General features: G+C 63.3%; 22 protein-coding genes, 1 pseudogene and 1 riboswitch. Of the genes and pseudogenes, 9 read left to right on the top strand and 14 right to left on the bottom strand.

Annotated elements, in window-relative coordinates; all coding sequences use genetic code 11:
* Positions 1–5 precede the first annotated feature (5 nt).
* Positions 6–884: a 1-acylglycerol-3-phosphate O-acyltransferase, YihG family gene (gene yihG / locus ABMD26_RS15640; protein ID WP_240050165.1), complete on the top strand. Its 879-nt coding sequence runs from the start codon at positions 6–8 to the stop codon at positions 882–884.
* 58 nt (positions 885–942) lie between these two features.
* On the opposite strand, the gene ABMD26_RS15635 is transcribed toward yihG, so the two are convergent.
* The 4 genes from ABMD26_RS15635 to ABMD26_RS15620 all read right to left on the bottom strand — a co-directional run bounded on the left by ABMD26_RS15635 (position 943) and on the right by ABMD26_RS15620 (position 5,785).
* Positions 943–1,650, bottom strand: coding sequence for a YiaD family glycine zipper/OmpA-like lipoprotein (locus tag ABMD26_RS15635; RefSeq protein WP_192001146.1), 708 nt, complete (start codon positions 1,648–1,650; stop codon positions 943–945).
* A gap of 144 nt (positions 1,651–1,794) precedes the next feature.
* Complete coding sequence (locus tag ABMD26_RS15630; RefSeq protein ID WP_354310588.1) at positions 1,795–3,159, bottom strand: DUF1329 domain-containing protein; 1,365 nt, start codon at positions 3,157–3,159, stop codon at positions 1,795–1,797.
* A gap of 25 nt (positions 3,160–3,184) precedes the next feature.
* Complete coding sequence (locus tag ABMD26_RS15625; RefSeq protein WP_354310586.1) at positions 3,185–5,059, bottom strand: DUF1302 domain-containing protein; 1,875 nt, start codon at positions 5,057–5,059, stop codon at positions 3,185–3,187.
* Positions 5,060–5,155: 96 nt separating this feature from the next.
* Positions 5,156–5,785 (bottom strand): LysE family translocator, encoded by a 630-nt coding sequence (locus ABMD26_RS15620; RefSeq protein WP_354310584.1) that lies wholly within the window; start codon positions 5,783–5,785, stop codon positions 5,156–5,158.
* Positions 5,786–5,929: 144 nt separating this feature from the next.
* Here ABMD26_RS15620 and ABMD26_RS15615 point away from each other — a divergent pair, with 144 nt between their 5' ends.
* From ABMD26_RS15615 to ABMD26_RS15605, 3 genes are all read left to right on the top strand, one after another.
* Positions 5,930–6,889, top strand: coding sequence for a 2-hydroxyacid dehydrogenase (locus ABMD26_RS15615; protein WP_354310582.1), 960 nt, complete (start codon positions 5,930–5,932; stop codon positions 6,887–6,889).
* Between the two features lie 48 nt (positions 6,890–6,937).
* Entirely contained in the window at positions 6,938–7,933 is a 996-nt protein-coding gene (locus tag ABMD26_RS15610; protein ID WP_134723672.1) for a methyltransferase, read from the top strand.
* A gap of 42 nt (positions 7,934–7,975) precedes the next feature.
* Positions 7,976–8,093, top strand: a riboswitch (yybP-ykoY riboswitch).
* A gap of 90 nt (positions 8,094–8,183) precedes the next feature.
* Positions 8,184–8,768, top strand: a complete 585-nt coding sequence (locus ABMD26_RS15605; RefSeq protein ID WP_056844144.1) for a TMEM165/GDT1 family protein — start codon at positions 8,184–8,186, stop codon at positions 8,766–8,768.
* Positions 8,769–8,890: 122 nt separating this feature from the next.
* Here the strand turns inward: ABMD26_RS15605 and ABMD26_RS15600 are convergent, their stop codons facing one another.
* The 4 genes and pseudogenes from ABMD26_RS15600 to ABMD26_RS15585 all read right to left on the bottom strand — a co-directional run bounded on the left by ABMD26_RS15600 (position 8,891) and on the right by ABMD26_RS15585 (position 10,996).
* Positions 8,891–9,712, bottom strand: a complete 822-nt coding sequence (locus tag ABMD26_RS15600) for a M48 family metallopeptidase (protein ID WP_049861211.1) — start codon at positions 9,710–9,712, stop codon at positions 8,891–8,893.
* A gap of 197 nt (positions 9,713–9,909) precedes the next feature.
* Complete coding sequence (locus ABMD26_RS15595) at positions 9,910–10,530, bottom strand: SOS response-associated peptidase (protein WP_354310579.1); 621 nt, start codon at positions 10,528–10,530, stop codon at positions 9,910–9,912.
* A gap of 22 nt (positions 10,531–10,552) precedes the next feature.
* Positions 10,553–10,814, bottom strand: a pseudogene (locus tag ABMD26_RS15590) (putative signal transducing protein).
* On the bottom strand, positions 10,814–10,996 hold the full coding sequence (locus ABMD26_RS15585) for a CPXCG motif-containing cysteine-rich protein (RefSeq protein WP_354310577.1): 183 nt from the start codon (positions 10,994–10,996) through the stop codon (positions 10,814–10,816). Before ABMD26_RS15585 ends, ABMD26_RS15590 begins: the two are co-directional and overlap by 1 nt.
* A gap of 130 nt (positions 10,997–11,126) precedes the next feature.
* Between ABMD26_RS15585 and ABMD26_RS15580 the strand changes: the two genes are divergently transcribed.
* Entirely contained in the window at positions 11,127–12,293 is a 1,167-nt protein-coding gene (locus ABMD26_RS15580) for a 1-acyl-sn-glycerol-3-phosphate acyltransferase (protein ID WP_049861207.1), read from the top strand.
* Positions 12,294–12,403: 110 nt separating this feature from the next.
* The gene (locus ABMD26_RS15575; protein ID WP_043192943.1) at positions 12,404–12,610 is read left to right on the top strand and encodes a hypothetical protein; all 207 of its coding nucleotides are present in this window, start codon (positions 12,404–12,406) and stop codon (positions 12,608–12,610) included.
* Positions 12,611–12,686: 76 nt separating this feature from the next.
* Here the strand turns inward: ABMD26_RS15575 and ABMD26_RS15570 are convergent, their stop codons facing one another.
* Entirely contained in the window at positions 12,687–13,280 is a 594-nt protein-coding gene (locus tag ABMD26_RS15570) for a YajG family lipoprotein (protein ID WP_049861206.1), read from the bottom strand.
* Positions 13,281–14,285: 1,005 nt separating this feature from the next.
* Between ABMD26_RS15570 and mqo the strand changes: the two genes are divergently transcribed.
* Positions 14,286–15,797: a malate dehydrogenase (quinone) gene (gene mqo / locus ABMD26_RS15565; RefSeq protein WP_090360243.1), complete on the top strand. Its 1,512-nt coding sequence runs from the start codon at positions 14,286–14,288 to the stop codon at positions 15,795–15,797.
* A gap of 386 nt (positions 15,798–16,183) precedes the next feature.
* On the opposite strand, the gene ABMD26_RS15560 is transcribed toward mqo, so the two are convergent.
* From ABMD26_RS15560 to ABMD26_RS15550, 3 genes are all read right to left on the bottom strand, one after another.
* The gene (locus ABMD26_RS15560) at positions 16,184–16,471 is read right to left on the bottom strand and encodes a PA4642 family protein (protein ID WP_090360245.1); all 288 of its coding nucleotides are present in this window, start codon (positions 16,469–16,471) and stop codon (positions 16,184–16,186) included.
* Positions 16,472–16,538: 67 nt separating this feature from the next.
* Positions 16,539–17,018, bottom strand: coding sequence for a hypothetical protein (locus ABMD26_RS15555; RefSeq protein WP_354310573.1), 480 nt, complete (start codon positions 17,016–17,018; stop codon positions 16,539–16,541).
* A 215-nt stretch (positions 17,019–17,233) separates the two neighbouring features.
* Positions 17,234–17,791, bottom strand: a complete 558-nt coding sequence (locus tag ABMD26_RS15550; protein ID WP_049861201.1) for a hypoxanthine-guanine phosphoribosyltransferase — start codon at positions 17,789–17,791, stop codon at positions 17,234–17,236.
* Between the two features lie 172 nt (positions 17,792–17,963).
* On the opposite strand from ABMD26_RS15550, the gene upp reads away from it, so the two are divergent.
* Positions 17,964–18,602, top strand: a complete 639-nt coding sequence (gene upp / locus ABMD26_RS15545) for a uracil phosphoribosyltransferase (protein WP_043192936.1) — start codon at positions 17,964–17,966, stop codon at positions 18,600–18,602.
* Positions 18,603–18,605: 3 nt separating this feature from the next.
* Positions 18,606–19,868, top strand: a complete 1,263-nt coding sequence (locus ABMD26_RS15540) for a uracil-xanthine permease family protein (protein ID WP_090360249.1) — start codon at positions 18,606–18,608, stop codon at positions 19,866–19,868.
* 48 nt (positions 19,869–19,916) lie between these two features.
* On the opposite strand, the gene hemH is transcribed toward ABMD26_RS15540, so the two are convergent.
* Both hemH and ABMD26_RS15530 read right to left on the bottom strand, forming a co-directional pair.
* Positions 19,917–20,942, bottom strand: a complete 1,026-nt coding sequence (gene hemH, locus ABMD26_RS15535) for a ferrochelatase (protein WP_134723675.1) — start codon at positions 20,940–20,942, stop codon at positions 19,917–19,919.
* A 34-nt stretch (positions 20,943–20,976) separates the two neighbouring features.
* On the bottom strand, positions 20,977–21,879 hold the full coding sequence (locus tag ABMD26_RS15530) for a TIGR01777 family oxidoreductase (RefSeq protein ID WP_134723676.1): 903 nt from the start codon (positions 21,877–21,879) through the stop codon (positions 20,977–20,979).
* Positions 21,880–21,901: the final 22 nt, after the last annotated feature.

Genomic DNA, 21,901 nt, shown 5'->3' with positions numbered 1-21,901 from the left:
TCATCTTGCAGATTCTTACCGGGCTGTGCGCCGCCCTGCTGCTGGCCCTTAACACCATCGTTTGCTGCACGCCGCTGTTCATCGTCAGCCTGATCAAGCTGTGCCTGCCCTTCGCGGCGGCGCAGCGCCTGACCGACGAACTGATGCGCCACATCCACGAAGCCTGGATCAGCAACAACAAGGCCTGGATGAACCTGCTCGGCGGCATTGGCTGGAAGGTCGAGGGCTTGCAGGGGCTGGACTACCAGCATTCCTACCTGGTGACCAGCAACCACCAGAGCTGGGTGGATATCCTGGTCCTGCAATACGTGCTCAACCGACGCATCCGGCCGCTGAAATTCTTTCTCAAGCGCGAGCTGATCTGGGTACCCGTCATCGGCCTGGCCTGGTGGGCGCTCGGTTTCCCGTTCATGAAGCGCTATTCCAAGGCCTACCTGGCCAAGCATCCGGAGAAGAAGGGCGAAGACCTGCTCACCACCCGCCGCGCCTGCGCCCGCTTCCGCGGCAAGCCGACCGCCATCTTCAACTTCGCCGAAGGCACCCGGTTCACCCGGGCCAAACACGCCCAGCAGGGCTCACCGTTTCGCCACCTGCTCAAGCCCAAGGCTGGAGGCATCGCCTTCGTGCTCGATGCCATGGGCGAACAGTTGCAGTCGATGGTCAACGTGACGATCTACTACCCACAGGGCGCACCCGGATTCTGGGACCTGCTGTGCGGCCGAGTGGGCGAAATCCACGTGCTGTTCGAGGAACTGCCGATCCCCGAGCAATTCATCGGCCACAGCTATGACCAGGACGAGACGTACCGCGCGCTGTTCCAGACCTGGGTGAATACGCTGTGGACACAGAAGGACGCGACGCTGGAGCGGCTGAAGAAAGACTGATCGCCCATGAAAAATCCCGCTGCCGAGCGGGATTTTTTTGCAAGCCTTGCAGTGATTGCTACTGCTGGGCCGGCTGCGAGTACTGCTGGCCGGGAATCGGCTTGAGGTTGACTTCGACACGGCGGTTCTGGGCACGGCCGTTGGCGTCGGCGTTGCTGGCGATCGGCTGGTCGGGACCTGCGCCGCGTACCGACAGGCGCGAGCCATCAACGCCCTGCGCAGTCAGGTAGTTGCTGACCGCCTGGGCACGCTGCAGCGACAGGTCCATGTTGTGCTGACGGCCGCCGGTGCTGTCGGTGTAGCCAACGATCTCGATGTTGTTCTCGTTGAACTGCTTGAACGAATTGCCCAGGTTGTTCAGCGGGGTGTAGAAGCTGCTGGAGATGTTCGACGAGTCGGTGGCGAAGGTGATGTTGCCCGGCATGATCAGCTTGATCTGATCGCCCTGGCGCTGCACTTCCACACCGGTGTTGGCCATGCTTTCACGCAGCGCGGCTTCCTGGCGGTCGGCATAGTAGCCATAGCCTGCCGAAGCGGCGCCGGCCACGGCAGCGCCGATCAGCGCGCCCTTGCCACGGTTGTTGTGGTCGATGGCGGCACCGGCCACGGCGCCGGCCAGTGCACCCAGCCCGCCATACTTGGCGGTTTTGCTGATGCCCGACGAACCTTGGGCCTGACCCTGGTTTTCATACGGATTCTGCGACGCGCACCCGGACAACAGGGCGATGGCAGCGGCGGCAGTGATCAAGCGACGCGAGGTAAACATGGGCAACTCCTACTACATGAAGGCGGAAATCTGCTGAAAAAATGCGGCGACGGGTCGTGAACTTGTGACTGACTTGGAGGGCAAAAACCGGGAAAGATTCCCGTGTCGCGCTCTCAGCCCTCGTCAGCCATGGCCTGCAGCCTGCTAGCGTACCCCGTCCTGGCGCAGCGCCGCCGGGGTGAAATCGGAAGTGGTGGCGGTGAAGCCGAAGTCGTAGGACTGCTTTTCCTCGTTCTTCATGCCCAGCGCCAGGTAACGTCCCGACTGCAGGTCATAGAGCACCTCCAGGGTGGTCCAGGGCACCTGCTTGTCGTAGTAGTTCTGCGCGTGCGCTTCGGCCACGCGCCACAGCTGTCCACGGCCATCGTAATGATCGATCACGGCCGCCTGCCAGGTGTCTTCGTCGAAGTAGAAGTCGCGCTTGGCGTAGATGTGCCGCTGACCGGGCTTGAGCGTGGCGACCACGTGCCATACACGGCGCAGTTCGTAGCGGGCCAGGTCCTGGTTGATGTGGCCGGCCTTGAGGATGTCCGCGTATTTGAGATTGGGCGAGTCGAGCCGGTGGCTGTTCTGGGCGATGAACATTTCCTGCTTGCCTACCAGTTGCCAGTCGTAGCGATCCGGAGCGCCGTTGAACATGTCCAGGTTATCCGAAGTACGCAGGCCATCGGCTGCGGTGCCCGGGCCGTCGTAGGCCACCTGCGGCGCGCGTCGCACACGGCGTTGCCCGGCGTTGTAGATCCACGCCTGACGCGGTTCGGCCACCTGATCCAGAGTCTCGTGGACCAACAGCACGGTGCCCGCCAGACGCGCCGGCGCGATGACGTCCTGCTTGAAATAGAACAGCACGTTGCCGGGATGCTGCGGATCGAAATCCTTCATCCTGTCGCGGAACACGAACTGGTCCTGGAAATACACCAGGCTGTAGGAGCCATTGGGTTGCGGCGTGGCCTGGGTCACGTGCCGCGAGACGCTGCCGCCCCGGTAGCGGGTGATGTGGTTCCAGATGACCTCGATGCCGGTCTTGGGGATGGGAAACGGAGTGGCCGCCTGAAAGCCCTCCACACCGTTGCCGTCACCGATCAGCCGAGCATGCGTCGCGTTGACCTTGATCGCACTCGCAACCTCGTCCGGCACACTCGCTCCGCGATGGGAGGGGTAGACCGGCATCGTGAAGGTGTCCGGATAGCGCTTGAACATCGCATACTGGCCCGGCGCCAACCTGGCCTTGTACTGCTCGACGTTCTGCGCGGTGATGGTGAACAGGGGCTTCTCGCTGGCGTAGGGGTCGGAGAGAAACCCTTTGCTGTCGACCGTACCGGCGGTGCGCGGCATCGGCGCCCAGGCCGGGATGGAGCCGTCGGCATTGCCGGCCCTCTCGGCGCCCAATGGCGTCAGGCGGGTGCCCAGTTGCTCGGCCTCCTGTGCGCTGACCGCTGCCATGGCAGCGCCGGCCCACAGGGAAAGGCCGAAGATTCCGGCCTGCATCAGCATCGTTCTTGTGTTCATGGCCGATCGTCTCGAACAGGGTGGCTCAGAAATTCACGCCGAAGCTGAGCGCAACGAAGTCGCGGTCATCCACCGTGGTGTACTTGCCGTCGAAAAAATTGGTGTACGACAGACTCGCCGTGTAGGTGTTCTGGTACTCGGCATCGAGCCCGAGGCTGACCGCCTTGCGGCCTTCCTCGAAGTTGCCGCCGGGGCCGGGCGAGTAGCCGGACACGTCGTGCGACCAGGCGATACTGGGCCGCAGGTTGATCCCGGCGAACACGCTGTTGTAGTCCCAGATGGCGCGGGCGCGATAGCCCCACGAGGTGCTGGTGGTGAAGCCGCCATCGGTGCAGTTGCGCGAGCGATTGCTGGCCGAGGTGCCCGGCCCGGCCCCGGCTATGGTGCCGGTGTTGAGGATGGCGGCGCAGGTGTCCAGGCCACCGGTAGCAGGCAAGGCGCCAGGGCCAAAGATCGCGTCACGCCCATAGCGCATCTGCGAAGAGCTCTCCAGACCGCCGACATGGGTGACCCCGACCTCGCCCACCACCGTCAGCCGCTCGGCGCCCATGACCTGATCGAAAAAATGAGTCAGGGTGGTTTGCAGCTGGGTGATCTCTTTTCGGCGGTAGCCTTTCAGGTCTTCTCCGGGCGTGCCGTCGAGCACTGACGCGTTGCTGTACGCGCCGCCCAGCGGACGCACACCGGCAAAGAGAATGTCGGTGGTGTTGAGTTGCACCGGCGCATTGGGCCGGTAGCTGACCTCGCCACTCCAGGCCGTGCCAGTGGGCAGCGTGGTGGCGAAGCTCAGCCCGTAGAGGCGGATGTCCTCGGGAAAGTCGTAGAAGTAGCTGGAGTCACCCGCCACCAGCAACGGGCCCAATGCGCCGGCCCGTGACGCTGCCACATAGGTCGCGGCCGATGCCCCGGTGGCGTTGAACAGCGGCAGGCGGCTGTGGTAGTTCATGAAGTAGGCACCGAATTCGGTGTCCAGCGGATCGTAGTTGTAACGCAGCGCCACGCCGAACTGGCCGCTGTCGCGCGCATCGCGGTCGCCGCTGCGGCGCACCCGCACGCCCTCCTCGTTGACATCCACACCGGCAGCGGTCAGCGCTGGCAGGGCCGCAGCCGGCAGGCTCGAACGCTTGGCCAGCAGACGCAGATTATCGCTGCAGCCATCGGCGGCGACGTCTGCCTGGGCGAAGAACGTGCCGCAGTTGTCGGTCACCGTCTGGTCCCATTCGAGCTGGTAGAAGGCTTCGGCGGAAAGGTTGTCGGTCAGGCTCTGGGAGACGTAGAACAGGTTGACCGGGATCAGCCCCTCCTTGACCTCGGCACCGGGTCGGCGAAAGGCCGAGACGTCGATCGGATTGAGCGCATTGATGCCGTTCTGGATGAACGTGCTCTCGCCCCAGCTGACCACCTGCTTGCCCAGGCGCACGGAGCCCGGTTGATCGCCGATGGCGTAGTTGTGGTAGACGAACGCGTCGAGAATCTGCCCGCCGGAGGACTGCGCGGCTTCCTTGCGGTTGCTGTCGCTGATGTCCTTGAAGGGTCGGCCTTCGTCCTTGAGTTCGAAGTCGTACCAGTACTTGCCGCGAATGAACACGCCGGTGTCGCCGTACTTCAGCTCCAGGTCGTGCAGCCCCTTGAAGATCTTGGAAAAGGTTTCGCCTTTCTTGAAGTTCAGATGGCCGTCGTCGGTGGTCTGCGACAGGCCCGACCCACCGTTGTTGACGCCGATCAGGTTGCGGTTCGCGCCAGCGGTGGACCAACTGGCGCCGACCGACAGCGCGGAATCGAACTGGCCTTCGATTTCGCCGATGTTGAAGCTGACGGCAAGCGCCGGCCCGGCAAGCGTCGCCAGACCGACCGCCACGGGTAATCTGGCCCGGCGACAGGGCAGGTTTACTGAATTCATCGACGCTGTTCCATGTTCGTTGTGGTGCTGGCAAGGGCTGCTGCCTGGCCATTATAGCCAGCAAGGCGCGCTATCCGGCGTGCATGCCATGCCGATTCAGCGTATTTCGCTCAAGGCGATCTTCACGCCCAGCGCCACCAGAACCACGCCCATGGCGCGGTCGAACCAGTGCCCCATTCTGGCGAAGCCTTCGCGGACCCGACGCTGGCTGAACAGCAGGGCGATCATGCAGAACCACAGCGCCGTGGCCAGCGCCAGGTAGACGCCGTAACCGGCCTGGATGACCAGGGGCGTGTGGGGGCTGATGACCACGGTGAACAAGGACAGAAAGAACAGCGTGGCCTTTGGGTTCAAACCGTTGGTCATGAACCCGGCCACATAGGCGGCCTTGGGTGTGCGCTGTACCGGTGCCGCACTGTGGGTGGACTCGCCGAGCGGCGCCGGCTGGGCGCGCAAGGCCTTGAAGCCGATGTACAGCAAGTACGCGGCGGCGGCCCATTTCAAGGCATTGAACAGCACGATGGACTGGGACACGATCAGGCCGATGCCCAGCAGCGAATACCCCACGTGCACGAAGATCGCCGTGCCCACACCCAGCGCCGTCCACAGCCCGGCCTGGCGGCCGTGGCTGACGCTCTCTCGCACCACCACCGCGAAGTCCGGTCCCGGGCTGGCCACCGCAAGCAGGTGAATGAAGGCAACGGTGAGAAATTCGGTCCAGTACATGACAGCAGGCTCCAAGCGGCAGTGGCAAACACGGTGATGACCTCAAGCAGTCCCGGACGCTACCTCACGTCAGCAGGCCAGGCCACAAGATTTTCATCCGGCAGCTATGGTAGAACATCCACAACCACTTCAAGAGGTTCACCCATGCCCGCTCACCGTGCCGCCTTCCTCGACTACAGCTCCCTGGACCTGGGTGACCTGGACCCTGCCGCGCTCAAGGCCTGCTTCGACGACCTGCAGCTCTATCCCAGCACGACGCCTGAGCAACTGGTCGAGCGCCTGCGCGGCGTAACGGTAGCCATCAGCAACAAGATCGACCTGGACGCCGCGACCCTGCAGGCCTGCCCGGATCTGAAACTGGTGCTGGTGTCGGCCACCGGCACCAACAACGTCGACCTGAAAGCGGCGCGCAAGCTCGGTATCACCGTGTGCAATTGCCAAGGCTACGGCACCCCCTCGGTGGCCCAGCACACCCTGATGCTGTTGCTGGCCCTGGCGACCCGACTGCCCGATTACCAGCGCGAGATCGCGGCCGGCCAATGGCAGCGGGCCAAGCAGTTCTGTCTGCTGGACTTCCCCATCGTCGAACTCGACGGCAAGACCCTCGGCCTGCTGGGCCATGGCGAACTGGGCGGCGCGGTCGCCAAGCTGGCCGAAGCCTTCGGCATGCGCGTGCTGCTGGGGCAGATTCCCGGTCGACCGCCACGCGCCGATCGCCTGCCGCTGCATGAGTTGCTGCCGCAGATCGATGCCCTGACCCTGCACTGCCCGCTCAACGAGCACACCCGACACATGATCGGCGCGCCGGAACTGGCTCTGCTCAAGCCCAATGCCTTCGTGGTCAACACCGCGCGCGGCGGCATCATCGACGAGCAGGCCCTGGCCGATGCCCTGCGCCGTGGCCACCTGGGCGGAGCGGCCACCGACGTGCTCAGTGTGGAGCCGCCCGTGGACGGCAACCCCCTGCTGGCCGACGATATCCCGCGCCTGATCGTCACCCCGCACAGTGCCTGGGGCAGTGTCGAGGCACGCCAGCGGATCATTGGTCAACTGGCGGAAAACGCCACGGCCTTCTTCGCCGGACAGCCCATCCGCAGCGTCTGACAAGGGCCGTGGTCTGTTAGAATCCGCGCTTTTGCCAGGAGCCTTCCAATGGACCCGCGCAGTGAAGTGCTGCTTCGTCAGGCCAACTTGTTCCAAGGTCAGCTGTTATTGGCCGGGCTGCCTGCCGATGACCTCTTCGGCCAGTTGCCGAACGCCGCCGGCTGGTGCTGGCATGCCGGCGATCAGGCGGCGCTGGACGCGCGCTTCGAAGGCCGCAGCCATTTCGGGGTGAATGTCCCTGAGACGGCGTTTGAAGGCGCGGTGGTGTTCCTGCCCAAGTCGCGCGAGCTGACCAGTTATCTGCTCAATGCCCTGGCCGCCCGCTTGCAGGGTCGCGAGTTGTATCTGGTGGGCGAAAAGCGCGGTGGCATCGAAGGTGCGGCGAAGCTGCTGCACGCCTTCGGCAAGCCGCGCAAGCTGGACAGCGCACGCCATTGTCAGTTGTGGCAAGTGACGGTCGAACAGGCGCCGCAGGCCGTGGAACTGGAAAGTCTGGCGCAGCGCTATCAACTGGAGATCGCTGGCGAGCCGTTGACCGTGATCAGCCTGCCGGGCGTGTTCAGTCACGGTCGACTGGACCGCGGCACCGAGCTGCTGCTCGAACACATCGACGGTCTGCCTCGCGGCCATCTGCTGGATTTCGGCTGCGGTGCCGGCGTGGTGGGTGCCAGCCTCAAACGTCGCTACCCGGACAACCAGCTGACGTTGCTCGATGTCGATGCCTTCGCCACGGCCAGCAGCCGTCTGACCCTGGCGGCCAATGGGCTGGAAGCCTGCGTCATCACCGGTGACGGTATCGATGCCGCGCCGTTGCATCTGGATGCCATCATCAGCAACCCACCGTTCCACTCGGGCGTTCATACCAGCTATCACGCCGCAGAAAACTTGCTGGAAAAATCCAGCCAACATCTGAAAAAAGGCGGCGAACTTCGCTTGGTTGCCAATAGTTTCCTGCGCTATCAGCCGCTGATCGAAGGCGCTTTCGGGCGCTGCCAGACAGTGGCCGAGGGTCGCGGTTTCAAGATTTATCGCGCCGTCAAATAGCGAAATATTTTCTTGCCCTATCGTGATCGCCTAGGCAGAATCCGCACCGTCCTAGGGGAGTAGTCTCCCGCGAGCGCCAGCTCGCCAGGCACGCGTCAACATACTTGGCCCTCAGGCCATGGCGCGTGCGACCCAGCGGCCGCACAGACGGCCCGGGTTTGACAAGACCTATGACACGCACACCTTACCCGGGGCGGGGAGGCTGTTCGTGTCATAGCCGTGTCGACCCGCCCCCATAGGAACGCTCCTGATGTTGGAATCCCTACTTGTCCCTACCGGGCTGGTGGCCTTGGCCGAAATCGGCGACAAGACCCAGTTGCTCGCCTTGATCCTTGCGGCGCGCTTCCGCAAGCCCTGGCCGATCATCGCTGGCATCGTCGCCGCCACCTTGGCCAACCATGCAGCCGCCGGTGCGGTGGGCGCCTGGTTCAGCAGCTTCTTCTCCGATGTCGCCCTGCACTGGATCCTGGCCGCAAGCTTTGCCGCCACCGCGCTGTGGACCCTGATACCGGACAAGATCGACGACGACGAAGCCAACACAGCACGGCGCTACGGGCCGTTCATGACCACGTTGATCGCATTTTTCATTGCCGAGATCGGCGACAAGACCCAGGTCGCGACGGTGATGCTGGCCGCGCAGTATCCGCACTTGCTGATGGTCATCATCGGCACCACGCTGGGCATGCTGATTGCCAACGTGCCAGTGGTGCTGGCGGGTAATTTCGCTGCCGACAAGCTGCCGCTGACGTTGATCCGCCGATTGGCCTCGGGGGCGTTTTTCATTCTGGCGTTCGTTGCGGTGTATCAGGCGATGAAGGTCAGCGGCTGGGTGTAGATGGGCGGTGAGGCCTTCGCGGGCAGAGGGCTCGCCGCCCGCCCCGCTCCCACAGAAGAACCTTCATACCGAGGTCCCCTGTGGGAGCGGGTCTCTGCCCGCGAATCAGGCGCCGCGATACATCAGGACTTCTTCGCCTGCTCATACAACGGCATGACCTTGGGAATCGCCGCCTGCAATGAAGAAATCCGGCTCGCCGATGCCGGGTGAGTGCTCATGAATTCTGGTGGCGAGTTGCTGCCTGCCGCTGCGGTCATCTTGTTCCACAAGGTGATCGCGGCGTTGGGGTCGAACCCGGCACGCGCCGCCAGCTCCAGGCCGAACAGGTCGGCTTCGTTCTCGTTGCTGCGGCTGTTGGGCAGGGTCAGGCTGTAGTTGACCACGGTGTCGGCCAGTTTCAGGCTGTCTTCGCCCAGCCCCAGCAAGGCCCCTGCCCCGCTGCGCGCCATCTGGATGCCATAGGCCTTGGACATCGCTTCGCGACCGTGCTCGCGCAGGGCGTGGGCGATTTCATGGCCCATCACGGCGGCGATTTCGTCGTCGGTGAGTTTCAGGGTGTCGATCAGGCCGGTGTAGACAATGATCTTGCCGCCGGGACCGCAGTTGGCGTTGAGCTCGTCACTCTTGATCAGGTTCACTTCCCATTGCCACTGCGCCGAATCCGGGCGCAGCTTGGGGGCCTGGGCGATCAGCCGATCGGCGATCGCCTGCACGCGCTTGGCCTCGGCGCTGGTCTTGTCGAGCACACCCTTGCCGCTGGCCTCGGTCAAGGTCTGCTGGTAGGACTGTGCGTACATCTTGTTCACCTCATCGGTGGACAACATGCTGAACATGTATTGCTTGCGATCGACACCCACGGCGCCGGAGCTGGTGGTATTGACGGCCTGACAACCGGCCAGCAGCACGCTGACGGCCAGGGTGGCCGGAATGAAGAACTTGCCCATTGGGACTCTCCTGGTAAACCTGGCGGTATCCTACACGGTGCATATCGGACACGACACCTGCGCAGGTGCTCGGCCTGATGCACCGCGGTGACTGCTTCGCGGCCACTGACCGCTCCTACGGGTGCACCGCCCCCTTCCCCTCCCCCGTAGGAGCGGTCAGTGGCCGCGAAAAGAGCGACGCGGTCGCTGGAAAGACATCACGCCGGGGTCAGGCATTCAGGGGCATTGAGTTTGGGGTCGTTGACCAGGTTCGCCAAGGGGCGTTCGCGCAGCGCAGCCTGGGGCGCGGCGAGCAGCGACTGCAGGGTGGCCATGGGCGTTTCCGGATCCAGCCAGGCCGCCTGACCGGCGGCATCGAGGATCAGCGGCCGACGCTGGCTCATCGCCGGCTGAGTCACCACCGCCGTGCTCAGCCAGACCTGCTCCTGCACCGGGTAGGCTTCCCAGATCCCCGCGAAAAACAGCGAAGACCCCTCTCCCGGCGTCAGCCAGAACGGCCGTTTGCGCACATTGCCCCGCCATTCGTAGAAGCCGTTGGCCGGAATCAGGCAGCGGCGCAGGCGCAGGGCCTCGCGAAACATCGGCTGTTCGGCCACCGTCTCGGCACGCGCGTGGGCCGGGGTCCGCGACAGGTCGGTCAACCACGGCGGGGTCAGCCCCCAGCGTGCCTTGGCCAGAGTCGAGCGCTCACCTTCGCGGCGCTGGATCAGCACCGAGTCACCCGGCGATATGTTCCATTGCACCTGCTGGCCTTCGGGAAAGCCCTCCTGCGCAGCGAAACCGGGTGACCAGCGAAACAAGGCAAAACGTCCACACATCAGGAAAAAACTCTTGAGGGGTCTAGCACAGCAGAACCCCGGGAAAACTGTCGGGCTCATCACCCGACATGGGCAGCGCAGCGATTGTACTCACCGATCAGCTGCCGTGCGTAATCGGCCTGCTCGTCGGCCACCAGCAAACCCAGCAGGCCCATGGCAGGCAGATCGCCCATCCCGCCGACCAGATCCCGCCCTGCCAGGTGCGCACCCACCCCTTCGTTTTCCAGCATGCCCAGAAGCATCTGTGCCTCCAGCAGGCTGGCGGGCTCGTAGATGCGCTGCATCACTCGTTCTCGCTGCGCACGTGCAGCGACCAGTCTTCGCCATCGGTCTGCAGGGCGAAGACGATGGGGCGGCAGCAAACCGGGCAGTCTTCTATATAGTCCTGATCGCCAGCGGACAGGTCGAGCACCGCCTCGGCTGGCTCGCCGCAATAGGGGCAATAGTAATCTTGGGTTTCCAGCATCGCGGCCTCCACGGCTCACTTGTGCGTATAATCGCCACTCTGTTTGCAGGCCGTTGGCTACATGGGCCCCTACCCTTTGCCCACAACCTTGCGCCTGTACCTTTACCTTAGCCGTTTCCAACAAGAGAGCATGATGGGCGAATTCGATGCCATCCGACCGTACGACGACGCTGAAGTACCTGCCGTTCTGGCACGGTTGCTCAGCGACCCGGCATTCCTGGATATCCTCACCCACTTCCGCTTCCCGCGTCAGGCCAAGACCTTTGGCTGGCTGCTCAAGCCACTGATCGCGCGGCGCCTGCGCCGCGAGTTCAAGGATGTCACCAACGTGGCAACCTTGCAGGACAAGGTCGAGTTCTACGTCGACCACACCATCGACCGCGCCACGGACGGTGTGACCTACACCGGCGTCGAGCAGTTCAAGTCCGGCAGCGCGTATCTGTTTCTGGCCAACCATCGCGATATCGTCATGGATCCGGCGTTCGTCAACTACGCGGTGTATCACGCCGGGCTGCCGACGCCGCGCATCGCCATCGGCGACAACCTGCTGCAGAAGCCGTTTGTCAGCGACCTGATGCGCCTGAACAAGAGCTTCATCGTCCATCGCTCGCTGGTCGGGCGCCGGGAAAAACTGGCGTCCTACCAACTGCTGTCTGCCTACATCAACCACTCGATCCGTAACGACGTCGCCTCGATCTGGATTGCCCAGGCCGAGGGCCGGGCCAAGGACGGTGACGACCGTACCGACTCGGCGATCCTCAAGATGTTCCACATGAGCCGCAAGGACGAGCCCTTCGGCGAAACGATCAAGGCGCTGAACCTGACACCGGTGTCGATCAGCTACGAGTACGACCCCTGCGACCAGGCTAAAGCGCGCGAGCTGTACATTCGCGCGACCAAGGGCGCCTACAACAAGGCGCCCGGCGAAGACGACGTCAGCATTGCCCAGGGCATCACCGGCTACAAGGGCCGGGTGCACATCAACTTCGCACCGCCCATCACCGAGCTGTTCGAAGACACCAAGCAGCTGGCCACGGAAATCGATCGACAGATCCTGGGCGGCTATCGCCTGTTCCCGGTGCACTACCTGGCCTATGCGCAGTGGGCCGATGCCGACCCTGAACTGCAGGTGCCAGCGGCGGCCGATGTGTTTCCCGCCGCCGAGCTGGAAAAGGCCCGCGCCGAATGGCTGCGCCGGCTGCGCGAATGCCCGGTGGAGCAACGACCATTCCTGGTGCTGCAATACGCCACGCCGGTGCGCAACCAGTATCGGGTCAAGGCGGGACTGCCGCTTTAGGGTCGACCAGTGCAAGGGGCGTAACGGGACGGTCATGGGTCCGTCACGCCCCCTTCATACAAAGCAGGCATCGTGTTGCACCCTTACCCAACACGCTTTGGATGCCCGTCATGCTGCACGCCCTGAACCAGGATCGCCTCTACCACATTGCCGCCAGCGACGAGCAGGAAGCCCTGATCGACGCCCTGGCCTTCAATGTCCAGGATCGACAGTGGCTGGTGTACTGCGCGCTCGGCGGTCATCAACATGGCGACTGGCCGGAGCTGGACCTGGGCACCGGCATCAGCCTGCTCGACTTTCACATGCGCGCTGCCTGAATGCTGCACCCGATAAAACCCGACCCACAAAAAAGCCCGCGATGAACGCGGGCTTTTTCATGCCTGGCCGACGCTGTCAGAAATTGCGCTGGGACAGGGTCTGGCCGATGGTGGCGTCCTTGAACACGCGGGTCAGTGCGTCGCTGAGGACGTCGCTGACCAGCTTGGTATTGGTTTCCTGATTCGGCGCCATGCCGAATCGCTGGTTCAGCGAAGCGCCGTAGCGGCCGCTGTAGTGGCGACCACCGTTGGTGACGTCGGCCTTGAACGTTGCGCCAATGTTGGCTTCGGTGACGTACATCTTGTCCTTGGGCGACTGGTACTTGAGTTCGGCCAGGGTAATGGTCAGCGTCGGCGCGCTGCCGTTGTTCGCAGTGGGCGTGAAGCCCAGCAGGCGAACGGCTGCTTCGGCCTGGGCCTGCAGCTTGGGCAATACGTCGTTGGGGGCCACGCTCACCGCGCTGGTTTCCGGATACAGGCCACCACGGGTGCCCAGGGTGGGCGAAGGTCGGCCATCGACGACGCGCACGGCCACGGCCTGGCCCTGGCCGACGGCGGCGAACTGCGAGGTCAGGCGCGGCTGCGGGCTGAGTTGTTGCGGGCTGTTGGCACAACCGACCAACGTCAGACTGGTCACAGTGATCATGGTGAACAACAGGCGGTGCAACATGCGCATCTCTCCGGCAACGGGCAGTGAATAAGCCGGGAGTATAGCGGGGCCTGGAGGCAATGGACCAGCCATGAAACATGCGCATGCAACCGCGATGCGCGGCGTGTCATCAGCCTGTCACCGTCCTTGGGCAGTATCGGCTCCACAGTCCACCGCACGGAGAAACACTCATGGGTTTTCTCAAGTCTCTGTTCCGGGCCAGCCAGCCCTACCGCTGCTACGTCGCGCTCGACCGACAGGGTCTGTGCCGCGCCTTCAAACAGTGCCAACTGCCCCCCAGCGGCGACGGTTGGGTCGAGGTTGGCGATATTCGCCCACAATGGTTGGGCCAGCCCACTGCCCGCCCATGCCCGCGTCAGCGCCCATGCCACGGGGGCTGGCGGCATTCGAGCCGTGCATGCCTGACTGCCCGGTCACCAAAAGCCTGTAAATAACGATCAACTCGCCACGTTTCATCGCTATAATCTTCCCCCGATTATAAGGACGTCTCCTGATCGGGCCTCGCATCACCGCCAACGCACTCGTCTTGGCTTCCGCACCGCCCACAGAGAGCCGCCCACGCAGGTCACGCGCTGGCGTTTCCATTTGCTTGCGCCACCCCTGCCGCTGCCGGTTTCCCAAGCAGCCTTCTTGAGGTTCACGACTCCAAAAGAGCGTGAAAAAACGGGTTTCACAACTTCACAAGAGTGTGGCGAGCAAATGAAAAGTCTTGGATCTGTACCAGCACTATCTGCGTCCCGAACAGCCCAACGAGGAAGGATCGAACGCTTCGCATGAAGGGTTTCGGTCGCTGAGCGCGCGTATCGACCGGGTTCCATGAACCTTGGTCCTATGAATTGCGCTGGCGGGCCAGACGTGAGTTCATGGGCCATGCCCGACGAACCCGTCGGCACAGGCCATTCAGCGATGCAGTTGCGAAGTTTCGGACATGGCGACCCAGGCCTGCACAGACGTACCGGGGTCCCATGCTGTCAATGGGTGCTGAAGATTTTGGAGACGCGTTAAATGGCGCAAAACGAAGCAGTCGACGTGGTATTGGTAGGGGCCGGCATCATGAGTGCCACCTTGGCCGTACTGCTCAAGGAACTCGACCCGGCATTGAAGCTGGAAGTCGTCGAGCTCATGGATTCCGGTGCCGCGGAAAGCTCCAATCCGTGGAACAACGCCGGTACCGGCCACGCCGGTCTGTGTGAGCTCAACTACACGCCGCAAGCCGCCGATGGCTCCATCGATATCAAGAAAGCCGTGCAGATCAATACCCAGTTCGAGGTGTCCAAGCAGTTCTGGGCCTACCTGAGCAAGAAGAGCAGCTTCGGTTCGGCGCGCTCGTTCATCAGTCCGGTACCGCACCTGAGCTATGTCGAGGGTGACAAGGGCGTGGCCTTCCTGAAGAAGCGCTATGAACTGCTCAAGACCCACCATGCCTTCGCGGACATGGAATACACCGAAGACAAGGCGAAGATGGCCGAATGGATGCCGTTGATGATGCCGGGTCGGCCTGCCGACCAGCACATCAGCGCCACCCGTGTGATGGGCGGCACCGACGTCAACTTCGGCGCCCTGACCAACAAGCTTCTGGCCCACCTGGCCAGTGCGCCGGGCGCGCAGGTCAAGTACTGCAAGAAAGTCACCGGCCTTGCCCGCAAGGGCAGTGGCTGGACCGTCACCGTCAAGGACGTCAACAGTGGCAACACTCGCGAGATCGATGCCAAATTCGTGTTCCTGGGCGCCGGTGGTGCGGCATTGCCGCTGTTGCAGATGTCCGGTATCGAGGAAGGCAAGGGCTTTGGCGGGTTCCCGGTAAGCGGCCAGTGGCTGCGCTGCGACAATCCCGAGGTGGTCAAGCGGCATCAGGCCAAGGTCTACAGCCAGGCTGCCGTGGGCTCGCCGCCCATGTCCGTGCCGCACCTGGACACCCGCGTGGTCGATGGCAACAAGTCGCTGCTGTTCGGGCCGTATGCGGGCTTCACCACCAAGTTCCTCAAGCATGGCTCGTTCCTCGACCTGCCCCTCTCGGTACGCGCGGCCAACATTGGCCCGATGCTGGCCGTGGCACGGGACAACATGGACCTGACCAAGTACCTGATGAGCGAAGTGCGTCAGTCCATGGAGCAGCGTCTGGAATCGTTGCGTCGCTTCTACCCCGAGGCCCGTGCCGAAGATTGGCGGCTGGAAGTGGCTGGCCAGCGTGTGCAGATCATCAAGAAGGATCCGAAGAAAGGCGGCGTGCTGCAATTCGGTACCGAGTTGGTGTCGGCGGCCGATGGCTCGCTGGCGGCGTTGCTGGGGGCCTCTCCTGGGGCGTCGGTGACCGTGTCGATCATGCTCGACCTGCTGGAACGCTGCTTCCCCGAGCAGACGCGCTCACCGGCCTGGGCGACCAAGCTGGCGGAGATCTTCCCGGCGCGCGAAAAGGTGCTGGCGGTGGATGCCGAGGTTTATCGTCGTGTCAGCCATGACAGCGACGTGGCGCTCGAACTCACCGAGAAAACCGACGGCGTGCAGTATTACGCCTGAGCCCCGGCGTGTTCCTGCCGGCCCATAGCGTATACAGCCGACGCGGCTTGCGCCGCTGCTACATGGGATCGCGTCGCCCCTGTAGCAGCGGCGCGAGCCGCGTCCGGGGGCACCGCGTTTTTCCACTTACACCGCATGTGCCGCCGACACGGCTTGCACCGCCCTTGTAGCAGCGGCGCAAGCCGCGTCCGGGTGCGCCGCGTTTTTCCAGATACACCGCATATGCCGCCGACGCGGCTTGCACCGCCCTTGTAGCAGCGGCGCGAGCCGCGTCCGGGTGCGCCGCGGTGTTCCTGATACACCGCGTCCGGGGGGCATTGCGTTCTTCCAGATGCCCCGCGTTGGCCGCCGACGCGGCTTGCGCCGCTGCTACAGGGGGGGGCGCGTCAGGCCTGGGCTTGCTGGATCAGGTCGATGTATTCCTGGGCGTTGCGCTGATCGCGAATCAACGCGACAAAATCGTTGCCGTGTTCGTCCTTGCCGTCGAGCTCGTAGCCGGCCTCTTTGAAGAACACCAGAAAGCGTGCGAAATCATCGACACGCAAACCACGATACGCCTTGATCAGCTTGTGCAGCGACGGCGAGGTGGCATCGACCGGCTCGAAATTCAGGAACAGCTTGATCTGCTCATCGCCGATCTCATCGCCAATCAATTGCTTCTTGTCTTTACGCATTACCGACTCCACTGGCTATCACGGTCATTCACGGGGCTGGCAGTCTACCTTCGGCACGGCCATGGGCTCAACGCGCGCGTACGCCTGCGGTGTGTAGATCGGCCCAGACATGGCCATTCGGATAGCTGAGAAATTGCACATAGACGGTATCGTTGCGCAGCAGATCGAGCAGGATCCGGTACTGACTCAGTGGATAGGTCAAGGCCAGGGTACCGCTGGCCTCGTCGAAAGCCGGCCGCTTCAGGCTTTTGCTTTCGCCGTCGAAGGTGATCAGCACTTCGGCCAGCTTCGCATCCTTGCTGAGCGCCTTGCCTTTCAAGCGCAGCAGCATGGGTGCGGTGACGGGGATGGGTTGCTGGTTGGAAAGCCGCTGGTTGCCCATGACCACCGAGTAGCTGGTCACCTGCAGCAGCTGTTGTTGCGGATCGCCCTGACGCAGGGATTGTTCATCCGGCGGCAGGAATTGTGCGTGCAGGGGCCCATGCGCAGGCGCGGCGACCAGCGGCAGACAGGTCAGCAAGGCAATGGTGGCAACGATCAGGCGCATGAGCGGCTCCTTGTGAAAGAGCCGCTGACTTTAGCATGTAGCAGGGGTTTGAATCCGTTGCGAGGCCGGACGCGGCTTGCGCCGCTGCTACAGGGGATCGCGGTGTTTCTGTGTCAACGGTGCGGGACGCGGCTTGCGCCGCTGCTACGGGGGATCGCGGTATTTCTGTAGCAGCGGCGCGAGCCGCGTCGGCGGCGCATGAGGTGCCGCAGGCTTTACAAGCCTTTGACGGCAAAGATGCCAGCGGCGTTGCGCCAGTAGCCCTTGTAATCCATACCGTAGCCAAAGATGTAGCGGTCGATGCACGGCAAGCCCACGAAGTCGGCCTTGAGGTCTGGGCTGGCCTTGCGGTCATGGTCTTTATCGATCAGCACCGCCGTGTGCACGGCACGCGCGCCGGCATGCTTGCAGAAATCGATGATGGCGCTGAGCGTATGGCCCTCATCGAGAATGTCATCGATGATCAGCACGTCGCGGTCGATGAAGGAGATTTCCGGCTTGGCCTTCCAGAACAGGTCGCCACCGCGGGTTTCGTTGCGATAGCGGGTGGCGTGCAGGTACGACGCCTCCAGCGGGAAATTGAGGTGAGTCAGCAGCTTGCCGGAGAAGATCAGCCCGCCGTTCATCACACAGAACACCACCGGATTGCGCTCGGCCAGTTCAGCGTTGATCTGCGCGCCGACCTTGGCGATGGCGGCCTCGACCTGGGCTTCTGTATATAGGCAGTCGGCCTCTCGCATGACTTGACGGATGTGCTCGAGATCAGCGGACATGGCGCTCTCCAAGGGGGGCGGTGGAAGAAAAGCGGGCAAAGGTACGCACACACCCGGCACGAATCAAGCACAATCCAAGGTTTCATGTACTAACGTGCAGCATGTCTATAGGACACCTCGATACAATAGATTAATCTACCGCCGTTTTTTTGCCCGTTCGGAGCCTTTCCCCATGCCTATCCGTGAGATCCGCCACCCGCTGATCCGCCACAAGCTCGGCCTCATGCGCCGTGCCGACATCAGCACCAAGAACTTCCGCGAACTCGCCCAGGAAGTCGGAGCTTTGCTCACCTACGAGGCTACCAAGGATCTGCCCCTGGAAAACTACGAGATTCCAGGCTGGGCCGGCCCGGTGCAGGTCGAAAAGATCGCCGGCAAGAAAATCACCGTGGTGCCCATCCTGCGCGCCGGCATCGGCATGCTCGACGGCGTGCTCAGCCTGATCCCGGGCGCCAAGGTCAGCGCCGTCGGCGTTGCACGCAACGAAGACACGCTCGAAGCGCACACCTACCTGGAGAAGCTGGTACCCGAGATCGACGAGCGCCTGGCGATGATCATCGACCCGATGCTGGCCACCGGCAGCTCGATGGTTGCCACGATCGACCTGCTGAAGAAGGCCGGCTGCAAGGAAATCCGCGCCATGGTGCTGGTGGCTGCTCCCGAGGGCATCGCCGCCGTGGAGAAGGCGCATCCCGACGTGCAGATCTACACCGCTTCGATCGACGAACGCCTGAACGAACACGGCTACATCATCCCCGGCCTGGGCGATGCCGGCGACAAGATCTTCGGCACCAAGCAGAAGGACGCCTGACCCATGCAGGACGAGTTCAACGATCCGCTATGGCGGCAGGTGCTCTCCGGTGCCCAGATGCTCTTCGTAGCATTCGGCGCGCTGGTATTGATGCCGCTGATCACCGGCCTGGACCCGAACGTGGCGCTGTTCACCGCCGGGTTGGGTACGCTGCTGTTCCAACTGGTGACGGGTCGTCAGGTGCCGGTGTTCCTGGCATCGAGCTTTGCCTTCATCACGCCGATCATCTTGGCCAAGGGTCAGTTCGGCCTGGCCGAAACCATGGGCGGGATCATGGCCGCCGGCTTCGTCTACACCTTTCTCGGGCTGGCGGTGAAGATCAAGGGCACCGGTTTCATCGATCGCCTGCTGCCACCGGTGGTGATCGGGCCGGTGGTCATCTCCATCGGCCTGGCCATGGCGCCGATCGCTGCCAACATGGCGATGGGCAAGGCCGGCGACGGCACCGAGCTGATCCCCTACAGCACGGCCATGTGGATCTCGATGCCGGCGCTGCTCACCACCATCATCGTGGCCGTGTTCGGCAAGGGCATCTTTCGCCTGGTGCCGATCATCGCCGGGGTACTGGTCGGGTTCGGCATGTCCTTCGCCTTCGGTGTGGTCGACACGGCCAAGATCGCTGCCGCCTCGTGGCTGGCGCTGCCGCACTTCACCGCGCCGGCGTTCAACTGGCAGGCCATCCTGTTCATCGTTCCGGTAGCCTTGGCGCCGGCCATCGAGCATATCGGTGGCGTGATCGCCGTAGGCAGTGTGACCGGACGTGACTACCTGAAGAAGCCCGGCCTGCACCGTACCCTGCTCGGCGATGGCATCGCCACCACCGCCGCCGGGCTGTTCGGCGGCCCGCCCAACACGACCTACGCGGAAGTGACTGGCGCGGTCATGCTGACCAAGAACTACAACCCCAAGATCATGACCTGGGCCTCGATCTTCGCGATCAGCCTGGCCTTCGTGGGCAAGTTCGGCGCGCTGCTGCAGAGCATTCCAGTGCCGGTGATGGGCGGCATCCTCTGCCTGCTGTTCGGCTCCATCGCCGCCGTGGGCCTGAACACCATGATTCGCCACAAGGTCGACATGGCCGAGGCACGCAATTTGGTGATCGTCTCGGTGACGTTGGTGTTCGGTATTGGTGGCGTGCTGGTCGGCACCGGGACCGGGCCTGACGATTTCGGCCTCAAGGGCATTGCCTTGTGCGCCGTGGTTGCGATCGCCTTGAACCTGCTGTTGCCAGGGCACGGCGACTGGAAGAAGACACCTCAAGCCTGAGCCTGGCCGGGAGCGCCGCAACGGCGCTCCCGGTTTTCCATTCCTTCGTTACAGCATCAGCGGCGCCCGTTCGCACAGGGTATTCAAGGCTTCCCCCCATTGCGGGTGATCGTTGAGGCACGGCACCAGCACCAACTCCTCGCCGCCCGCCTCGCAGAACTGCTCGCGACCACGGTCGCCGATTTCCTCAAGGGTCTCGATGCAGTCGGCAACGAAGGCCGGGCACATCACCAGCAGTTTCTTTACGCCTTGCTTGGCCAATTCGTCGAGACGTGCCTCGGTGTACGGTTCGATCCACTTGGCCCGGCCCAGTCGGGACTGGAACGACACCGACCAACTGCCTTCGGCCAGCCCCATGCGCTCGGCGAAAGCGCTGGCCGTGCGCAGGCACTGGGCGCGGTAGCAGACGGCAAGCACTTCAGGTGGGGCATTCTGGCAGCAGTCGGCGGTGCGCAGACAATGGCTGCCGGTCGGGTCGATCTTGGTCAGGTGCCGCTCGGGCAAGCCATGGAAGCTCATCAACAGATGATCATGGGGCTGCGCCAGGTAGGGCTTGGCACTGGCCACCAGTGCATCCAGGTATTCGGGCTGGTCATAGAACGGCTGCAGCACGCTGAACTGCATCGCCAGCTTGCGCTCGCGCACCACCCTGCGAGCCTGCTCGATCACCGTGGTCACAGTGCTCTGGGCGAACTGGGGATAAAGCGGCGCGAGGGTCACCTTCTGCACACCCTGCCCGGCCAGACGCGACAATGCCGTGTCCAGCGAGGGCTCGCCGTAGCGCATGGCGACCTCCACCGGGCCATGGCGCCATTGCTCGGTCATGATCGCTTGCAGGCGCCGGGTCAGCACCACCAGTGGCGAGCCTTCGTCCCACCAGATCGAGGCATAGGCATGGGCTGACTGCTCGGGGCGCTTGATCAGGATCAGCGACACGATCAGCCGCCGCACCGGCCACGGCACGTCGATGACATAGGGGTCCATCAGGAACTGGTTGAGATAGCTACGTACATCGGCCACCTGGGTCGATGCGGGCGATCCCAGGTTGACCAGCAGCAGGGCGTGATCGGTCATGCAGCATCCTATTTCCAGATTCTGTGGTTAGAGCTCAAAGCCGTCGGGACAGTTCGGTCAGCGCGGCAGAGAGTTCGCTGTAGCGAAACGTGAACCCGGCCGCCTGCAATGCCACCGGGCGCGCACGCTGGCCGCCGAGCAGCAGCCCCGACAGCTCGCCGAGCCCGGCCTTCAGCACCAGCGATGGCAGCGGCAGAAAAGCCGGTCGATGCAGTACGCGTCCCAGTTGCCGAGCGAATTCGCGATTGCGTACCGGTTCCGGCGCGCAGGCATTATAGGGACCGCGGCACTGAATCTTGTGCAAGAGAAAATCAATCAGGGCGATTTGATCGTCGATGTGAACCCACGGCATCCATTGCCGACCACTGCCGATCGGGCCACCGAGCCCCAGCTTGAACGGCAGTGTCAAACGCTTGAGAAAGCCGCCCTGGCTGGCCAATACCAGCCCGGTACGCACCAGCACCACACGGATACCCAGGGCTTCGGCGCGCAGGGCGGTTTCTTCCCAGGCGATGCACAGGTGACTGGCAAAGTCTTCCTTGACCGGTTGCGACGTCTCGTTCAACTCGCGTTCGCCACCGTCGCCATACCAGCCGACCGCCGAGCCGGAAATCAACACTTCGGGGCGTTGCGCGCGGCTTTCCAGCCAGGCCAACAGACGCTCGGTCAGGGTGATCCGGCTGCTCCACAGCAACGCACGGCGCTTGGCCGTCCAGGGCCGATCGGCAATCGGCGCGCCGGCCAGGTTGACTACCGCGTCGACCGTTTCGTCGCCGATTTCTTCAAGCTGCGCCACGCCGCGCACACTGGCCCCGCACAGCTGCTTGACCTGCCCCGGCTGGCGACTGAGCACGGTCAGCTGATGCCCTTGGCCCACCCAGTGCTGGCAAAGCTTGCGGCCAATGAGCCCGGTGCCGCCGGTCAGCAATATGTGCATAAGGTTTTCTCCAATGTGGCGT

This window comes from Pseudomonas sp. PvP001 (assembly GCF_040546375.1).
GTDB classification, from domain to species: domain Bacteria; phylum Pseudomonadota; class Gammaproteobacteria; order Pseudomonadales; family Pseudomonadaceae; genus Aquipseudomonas; species Aquipseudomonas coleopterorum.
This window is presented reverse-complemented; position numbering and strand designations above follow the sequence as displayed.